A 7,542-nucleotide genomic window follows, 5' to 3' on the forward strand; every position below is an offset into this window, starting at 1 on the left:
ACCGCGTGGCCGGCGAGGGCCCCCGCCCGCGCTACGACCGCACCCGGACGGCCGCCGGTTCCGGACGGCTCCGCCGCGCCCCGCCGCCGATGCGCTGCGCCGCGCGCTCGGCCCGCGGATTGCGGCGGAGCCGTCCGGAACCGGCGGCCGTCCGGGTGCGGTCGTAGCGCGGGCGGGGGCCCTCGCCGGCCACGCGGTGGGAGGCCCGCTCGGCCCTCGGATCGCGGCGCGGGCGGCTCATCGGCCCGCCTCCACCGCCTGGAGCAGCAATTCGGCCACGTCGCGGATCTCCGCCTTGCGGTCGGTCACGCCCTCCAGCATCGCCGTGCAGGAGGGGCAGGCGACGGCGACGATGCCGGCGCCGGTCTCGGCCGCCTGGGCCATGCGGATGTCGGGGATGCGCCGCTCGCCCGGCACGTCGCTCACCGGCGCGCCGCCGCCGCCGCCGCAGCACATCGCCCGGCGGCCCGAGCGGGTCATCTCGCTGCGGGCGACGCCGATCGCGTCGAGGACGGCGCGGGGCGCCTCGGTCTCCCCGTTGTAGCGGGCGAGGTAGCAGGGGTCGTGATAGGTGACCGAGAGGTCCGGCAGGCGGCCGGGGGTGAGCTTGCCCGCCCGGATCAGCTCCAGCAGGAAGGCGGTGTGGTGCACCACCGTGTAGCGCCCGCCCATGGCCGGGTACTCGTTGCGCAGGGCGTGCAGCGCGTGCGGGTCGGCGGTGACGATCCGCTCGAAGCGGTATTTTCGAAGGGTCGCGACGTTCTCCCGCGCCAGCGCCTGGAAGGTCGCCTCGTCGCCGAGGCGCCGGGCGAGGTCGCCGGTGTCGCGCTCCTCCGCCCCCAGAACCGCGAAATCGACGCCGGCCTCGCGTAAGAGCCGCACCAGGGCGCGGAGCGAGCGGCCGTAGCGCAGATCGTAGGCGCCCTCGCCGAGCCAGAGCAGGATCTCGGCCCCGCCACGCTCGGCGATGCGCGGCAGCTCGACCCCGGCGGCGAAGTCGGTGCGCGACGCCAGCGGGCGCCCGCCGGGATCGCCGGCCTGGCGCAGCTCCGTCACCGGCACGACCGCCTTCTCCGGCAAGGCCCCGCGCTCCAGCGTCTCGTGGCGGCGCAGGGAGACCACGGCGTCGACGTGCTCGATCATCATCGGGCATTCCTCGACGCAGGCGCGGCAGGTGGTGCAGGACCACAGCGTGTCCGGGTGGATGCGCGCGTCCGGCCCGATCAGCCGGGCCAGCGCCCCGCGCTCGCCCTCCGCCGCCCGGCCGCCGGGATAGGGATTGCCCGCGTAAGCAGGCTCGGCCGGGGAGAGGCCGGCGACGAGATCCTGAATCAGCTTCTTGGGATTGAGCGGCTGGCCGGCGGCGAAGGCCGGGCAGGCGATCTCGCAGCGCCCGCAGCTGACGCAGGCGTCGTAGGAGAGGAGCCGGTTCCAGGTGAAGTCGGCGGGCATCTCCGCGCCGAGGCGCGGCGCGTCGAGGTCGAGGGGCTGCAGCGCGGTGTCGGGCCAGCCCTCGAACCGGCCGGGCCGGGGATGGGCGACGAGGTGGAGCGCGCCGGCCGCGGCGTGGCGCATCGGGCCGTGGCGCACCTCGAAGGCGAGGCCGAGCCCGCCCGCCGCCGCGAGCGCCAGCGCGACCGAGCCGAGCAGGCCGCCGCCGCCGAGGGCCAGCAGCAGCGCGGTGAGCGTGCCGCCGACGGCGTAGGCGACGAGGAGGAAGGGCAGGATCTGGAAGCGGCCGGCGGAGAGGCGCTTCTGCTTTGCCGGGTAGCGCCGGGCGCCAACGAGGAGCGAACCGACGGCCGTCACCCCGAAGGCGAGCGCCACGAGGAACCAGTAGGGCCGGAAGCCGGCGAGCGGCGGCAGGATCGCCAGGGCGGTCAGGATCGAGGACGCGAGCAGGCCGCCGGCCACGACCGCGTGCATGCGCGAGGCGTAAGGATCGCGCGCCACGACGTGGTGGACATCGACGAGGTAGCGCTTCGGCAGCTTGGCGAGCCCGTCGAGCCACGCCACCGGCGCCGCCGCGCCGACGCGCCAGAGCGCGGCCCGGCGCGCGGTCTGGACGAGGGCGAGCGCCGCCATCAGCCAGACGAGGCCGGGGAACACCGTGGTCAGGGGCACGAAGCTGGTCATGACGGTGGGCCTAAGGGCTTGGCGACGTTAAGAAACTCACTCTCTGCGACCGCACCTCCCTCCCCCCTCTGCGGGGGAGGGTGCCTGCGGAGCAGGCGGGAGAGGGGAGCGACGGTGCCGGAGGGGGCGCACCTCGTCCGCTGCTGCGACCGATCCGGCGACGGGGTTTCCCCTCTCCCGACCCCCTTCGGGGGCCACCCTCCCCCGCAGAGGGGGGAGGGGGAACGCGGCGCCGCTCAGCGCCTCACAGATCCTTGCACAACCTGAGGGCGTCATAGATCGCCGCGTGGATGTTGCGGCCGGCCACCGCGTCGCCGATGCGGTAGAGGGCGTAGCCCTTCGACAGGTCGTAGGGCTGCGGCTCGCCGCGCAGCAGCGCGTCTTGGTCGGTCTGGCCGTGGTTGACGGAAGACGCCTTCAGCGCGCGGTAGAGCCCGTCCACGGGGAGCGTGCCGTGATCGACCACCACGCGATCGACGACCCGCTCCTCCTCCGCATCCGTCATGGTGTTGCGCAGGGCCGCCACCAGCCGGTTGCCCTCCGGAAAAATCTCGATCAGCTCCATGTTCGGGCTCATCACCACGCCGAGCTTGTACAATTCGCGCAGGTGGATCGGCTGGTTGGTGGTGCCGACCTCCTCCGCGATCATGCGGTCGTGGGTGGCGATCTCGACGAGGCAGCCGCGCTTGGCCAGCTGCTCGGCCACCGACGCGGCGTTGTGCTGGCCCATCTCGTCGTAGAGCAGGACCGAGCCGGTGGGCTCGACCGCGCCGGTCAGCACCTCGGTGGTGGTGACCGCGTGCTGCTCGGCGCCCTTGGCGTGGCCGCGGAACGGCGTGCCGCCGGTCGCCACGATGACGACATCGGGCTTTTCCGCGAGCACAGCCTCTTCCGTCGCCTCGGTGTTGAGGCGCAGATCGACGCCGAGCTTCGTCACCTGCGACACCAGCCAGCGGGTGATGCCCGACATCGCCTCGCGCCAGCCGGCCTTGGCCGCGATCGAGATCTGGCCGCCGGCAGCCGCACCCTTCTCGAACAGCACGACCGCGTGGCCGCGCTCGGCGCAGACGCGGGCCGCCTCCAGCCCGCCGGGGCCGGCGCCGATCACCACCACGCGGCGGCGCAGATCCGCCTTGCGGATCTCGTGCGGCATGGTGGCCTCGCGGCCCGTGGCGGCGTTCTGGATGCAGAGCGCGTCGCCGCCGACATAGATCCGGTCGATGCAGTAGCCCGCGCCGACACACTGCCGAATGTCGTCGGCCCGGCCCTCGGAGAGCTTCTTCACGAGATGCGGGTCGGCGATGTGGGCGCGGGTCATCGCCACCATGTCGACATGGCCCTCCGCCACCGCGCGGGCGGCGGTGGCGAGGTCGGTCACGCGCTGGGCGTGGAAGACCGGCACGTCGACCTCGCGCTTGATCGCGCTCGGCAGGAACAGGAACGGCGCCACCGGGAACGACATGTTCGGCAGCGAGATCGCGTGGGCGATGTGGTCGCGCGCCTGGCCGCCGAGGATGTTGAGGAAGTCGACGAGCCCGCGCTTGGCGTATTCGGACGCGATCGCGACGCAGTCGTCCTGGCTGAGGCCGTCGGCGATCATCTCGTCGCCGGACATGCGGATGCCGATGACGTAGTCGTCGCCGACCTCGGCGCGCATCGCCTCCAGCACCTCGATGCCGAAGCGCATCCGGTTCTCCAGGCTGCCGCCGTACCTGTCGGTGCGCTGGTTGACCGACGGCGACCAGAACTGGTCGATCAGGTGGCCGTGGGCGGCGGAGACCTCGCAGCCGTCGAGCCCGCCCTCGCGGCAGCGGCGCGCGGCTTGCGCGAAGCTCTTCACGACGCGGGCGATGTCCTCCGCCTCCATCTCCTTCGGGATGGTGCGGGAGGCGGGCTCGCGCCGGGGGGAGGGCGAGATCGTGGGGAGCCAGTGCTCGGTGTCCCACTTGGTGCGCCGGCCCATATGGGTGAGCTGGATCATCAGCTTGCCGCCATGCGCGTGCACGCGGTCGGCGAATTGCCGGAAGTACGGGATCACCGAGTCGTCGGCGACCGAGATCTGGTTCCAGGGCGCGGCGGGGCTGTCGACGGCGACCGAGGACGAGCCGCCGAACATGGTGAGCCCGATGCCGCCCTTGGCCTTCTCGGCGTGATAGAGCTGGTAGCGCTCCTGCGGCTTGCCGTCCCGGCCGTAGCCGGGGGCGTGGCTCGTGGACATCACCCGGTTGCGGATGGTGAGGCCCTTGATGGTCAGCGGCTTCAGAAGCGCGTCGGCATTGGCGATCACGGGACGACTCCCGAAGGCGATGGGGGGAGCTTGGGACGCTGGGAGGACCGGCCGCCGCGGGCGGCGGGATCTCAGCGCTCGATGACGAGGTCGCTCGTCGGCTTGGAGCAGCACAGCAGCGCCATGCCGGCATCGATCTCGCGCTGACGGATGCCGCCGGCATGCGTCATGGCGACGGTGCCGGAGGTGAGCTTCGACTTGCAGGTGCCGCACAAGCCCTTGGCGCAGGAGGAGGGCAGGCGGATGCCGGCCTTGCGGGCGGCGTCGAGCACCGTCTCGTTCTCCGGGCATTCGAGCACCCGGCGGGTCTTGGCGAACTCCACCCGGAAGGTGCGCACGCCGCCCGCGGGCGCGGCCCCGGCGTCGAGTTCCTTCTCGGCCTCCGTCGCCGCCGCCTGCTCGGACTCCGACAATTCGCCGAAGTCGAAGCTCTCCTGATGGTGCCGGGCCATGTCGAAGCCGGCATCCTTCAGCATGGTCCGCACCGCGTCCATGTAGGGCTTGGGGCCGCAGACGAAGATTTCCCGATCGAGGAAGTCCGGCACCGCCTCCCGCAGGATCTCCAGCGACAGCCGGCCCTTCGGACCCGCCCAGACCTCGTCCGGGGAATCCGTCTCGCAGACCGCGTGGAAGCGGAAGCCGGGATCGAGCCGGGCCATCGTCTCCAGTTCGCCCCGGAACACGATGTCGGCGGGCGAGCGGGCGGAGTGGACGAAGGCCACGTCGCGGGCCTCACCGAGATCGTGGAAGGTGCGCGCCATCGACATCATCGGCGTCACGCCGCTGCCGCCCGACAGGAGCAGGTATTTTTTCGCCGGATGGGTGAAGCAGGAGAACTCGCCCATCGGCCCCAGGGCCCGCACGACCGCGCCGGGCTTCAGATTGTCGTGCAGCCAGTTCGAGACCGGGCCGCCGGGCACGCGCTTGACGGTGAACGAGACCGCGTTCGGCCGGGTCGGCGCCGAGGAGATCGTGTAGCAGCGGTGGATCGTGTCCGTGCCGATCTCGAAGGAGAAGGTCAGGAACTGGCCCGGCGCGTAGGCGAAGCGCCGGGGTTCCTTCGGGGCGAGCACGAAGGTCTTCACGTCGTGCGTCTCGTCGCGCACCGCGAGACAGACCAGGGCGTCGTCGGCCTCCGCATCCCAGGGCGCGGAGGCCGCGAGCCGCGCGGCGGCCGGCTCGGCCGAGGCGGGGACCGACGCCATGGCTCAGCGCCCCAGATGCGCGGCCATGCGGCCGACGTACCAGTTGCAGAACTTCTCCACGAGCATCTCGGTGTGCGGCGAGTAGGGGCCGGGCTCGTAGGCCGGGCTCGACACGCCCTGTTGGCAGATGCCGACGAGCTCGCTGTCCTGATCGTTCGTCGCTTCCCAGACGCTGATGAGGTTGGCGAGATCGTAATCGACGCCCTCGACCGCGTCCTTGTGCACCAGCCACTTGGTGCGCAGCAGCGAGCGCTCGGCATCGAGCGGCAGCACCGAGAAGGTGACGATGTGGTCGCCGAGGAAGTGGTGCCAGGAATTCGGCTGGGTCCAGACCGAGAGGCCGCCGGCCTTGGCGCTGGTGAGGTTGCCGAGGAGCTTCCTGCAGGCGGCCTTGGTGTCGATGGTGTGGGACTCGCCGTCGCCGTCGAGGGGCAGCCGCTCGGTGCGGAAGCCCGTGACCATCGTGTCGAGCTCGTCGATCTCCTTCGAGGGCAGCCCTTCGGTCTCCCACTCCGCGTGGCGGGTCTTGAGCAGGCAGCCGTAGCGCTCGGCGTTGGCGCGGTCGTGCTCGTCCATCTCCTCGGGGGCGAAGCCGAAGCCGTAGGCGAAGAGCGGCACGGTCAGCTCGGGATGGTTCGCGCCGCAATGGTAGCACTCGCGATTGTTCTCCATCGTGAGCTTCCAGTTGCCGGGCTCGATGATGTCCTTCTGGAAGGCGACCTTGGTCTCGCGCACGTTGTGCGGCTCGAGATAGGGGCCGAGCCGCGCGGCCATGTCGTCGAAATCGGCCGGGGGCTCGTCGGCGAGGCAGATGAAGAGCAGGCCGGCGAGCGAGCGGATGTGCACGGGCTTGAGGCCGTGGCAGCCCTTGTTGAAGTCCGGGCCCATATGCTCGGCGTGGATGAGGTTGCCGGTGAGGTCGTAGGTCCAGGAATGGTAGCGGCAGACGAGGTTGCCGACGGTGGACTTCTCCTCGTGGACGAGGCGCGCGCCGCGGTGGCGGCAGACGTTGTGGAAGGCGCGGATCTCGTTGTCGTCGTCGCGCACGATGGCGACCGAGGCCTTGCCGATATCGACGACCATCACGTCGCCGGCCTCCGGCACGTCGGGCTCGACGCCGACATAGATCCAGTGGCGCCCGAAGATGACCTCCATGTCGGCCTCGAACACCTCGGGGCTGAGATAGAACGGGGCCGCGAGGGTGTAGCCGGGGCGACGCTCGCGCAGGAGGCGCTGCAGCGGGGTCGGCGTCACATCGAGCATGGGGACCTCCCGAGCCGTATCTGGCTTTCGGGAATTATTGTTCGGCGGGGTCCGCGTCGCTTCCACACCAGCGACATCCCCTTGGCAAACCGCGACGCGGCGGAAACCGCCGGTTCCGGCGGCTTCACCCCCGCAGGATCGCCAGCGCCTCGGCGTGCAGGTCCGGGGTCGCCGCCGCGAGCACGCGCCCGTCGAAGTCGAGGGTAAGGTCCTCGCCGTTCCAGTCGGTGATGACCCCGCCCGCCGCCCGGATCACCGGCACCAGCGCCATGACGTCGTAGGGCTGCAGGCCGGTCTCGGCGATCAGGTCGCAATGGCCCGAGGCCAGCAGGCCGTAGGCGTAGCAATCGCCGCCGTATCGGCGCAGGGCCGTCCGCGCGACGAGGCGCTGGTAGCGCGCCGCGTCGGCGCCGGTGAAGCCTTCGGGCGCGGTGGTGAAGAAGCGCGCCTCGGCCTGGTTGTCGACCTGGAAGATCCCGACCTTCGAACTCGTCAGGAACTGGTAGCGCGCCAGCTGCGTCTGCGCCGCGTCGGCGTAGCCGGTCTGGTTGAGGTAGGAGTTCTGGAAGGCGTCGCTGAACGAGTAGCGGAGGTTCTGGCGGAAGCTCCAGGTCTCGTTGAAGGCGTGCTCGAACTCGTAGCCCGCGAAGG

The 7,542-nt window shown here is 71.4% G+C and carries 6 protein-coding genes; all 6 read right to left on the reverse strand.

Annotated features, from left to right (window positions below):
- Positions 1-31 precede the first annotated feature (31 nt).
- Complete coding sequence (locus MFF42_RS21865) at positions 32-241, reverse strand: hypothetical protein (RefSeq protein ID WP_238257720.1); 210 nt, start codon at positions 239-241, stop codon at positions 32-34.
- Positions 238-2,136, reverse strand: coding sequence for a DUF3483 domain-containing protein (locus tag MFF42_RS21870; RefSeq protein ID WP_238257722.1), 1,899 nt, complete (start codon positions 2,134-2,136; stop codon positions 238-240). The genes MFF42_RS21865 and MFF42_RS21870 overlap by 4 nt, the downstream gene beginning before the upstream one ends.
- A gap of 244 nt (positions 2,137-2,380) precedes the next feature.
- Positions 2,381-4,423 carry an NADH:flavin oxidoreductase gene (locus MFF42_RS21875; RefSeq protein ID WP_238257723.1) on the reverse strand — a complete coding sequence of 681 codons (2,043 nt, stop codon included), beginning with the start codon at positions 4,421-4,423 and terminating at the stop codon, positions 2,381-2,383.
- 71 nt (positions 4,424-4,494) lie between these two features.
- Positions 4,495-5,628, reverse strand: coding sequence for an FAD-binding oxidoreductase (locus MFF42_RS21880; protein WP_238257725.1), 1,134 nt, complete (start codon positions 5,626-5,628; stop codon positions 4,495-4,497).
- Positions 5,629-5,631: 3 nt separating this feature from the next.
- The gene (locus MFF42_RS21885) at positions 5,632-6,891 is read right to left on the reverse strand and encodes an aromatic ring-hydroxylating oxygenase subunit alpha (protein WP_238257727.1); all 1,260 of its coding nucleotides are present in this window, start codon (positions 6,889-6,891) and stop codon (positions 5,632-5,634) included.
- Positions 6,892-7,015: 124 nt separating this feature from the next.
- On the reverse strand, positions 7,016-7,542 hold a 527-nt coding region (locus MFF42_RS21890), incomplete at its 5' end, for an inositol monophosphatase family protein (protein WP_283950094.1).

It is taken from the genome of Methylorubrum podarium, assembly GCF_022179745.1.
Classification (GTDB): Bacteria; Pseudomonadota; Alphaproteobacteria; order Rhizobiales; family Beijerinckiaceae; genus Methylobacterium; species Methylobacterium podarium.

Bases quoted from the DNA above. Each gene is read 5' to 3' on its own strand.
- MFF42_RS21885 (WP_238257727.1), bottom strand. From the start codon at position 6,891: ATGCTCGATGTGACGCCGACCCCGCTGCAGCGCCTCCTGCGCGAGCGT.
- MFF42_RS21870 (WP_238257722.1), bottom strand. From the start codon at position 2,136: ATGACCAGCTTCGTGCCCCTGACCACGGTGTTCCCCGGCCTCGTCTGG.
- MFF42_RS21880 (WP_238257725.1), bottom strand. From the start codon at position 5,628: ATGGCGTCGGTCCCCGCCTCGGCCGAGCCGGCCGCCGCGCGGCTCGCG.
- MFF42_RS21865 (WP_238257720.1), bottom strand. From the start codon at position 241: ATGAGCCGCCCGCGCCGCGATCCGAGGGCCGAGCGGGCCTCCCACCGC.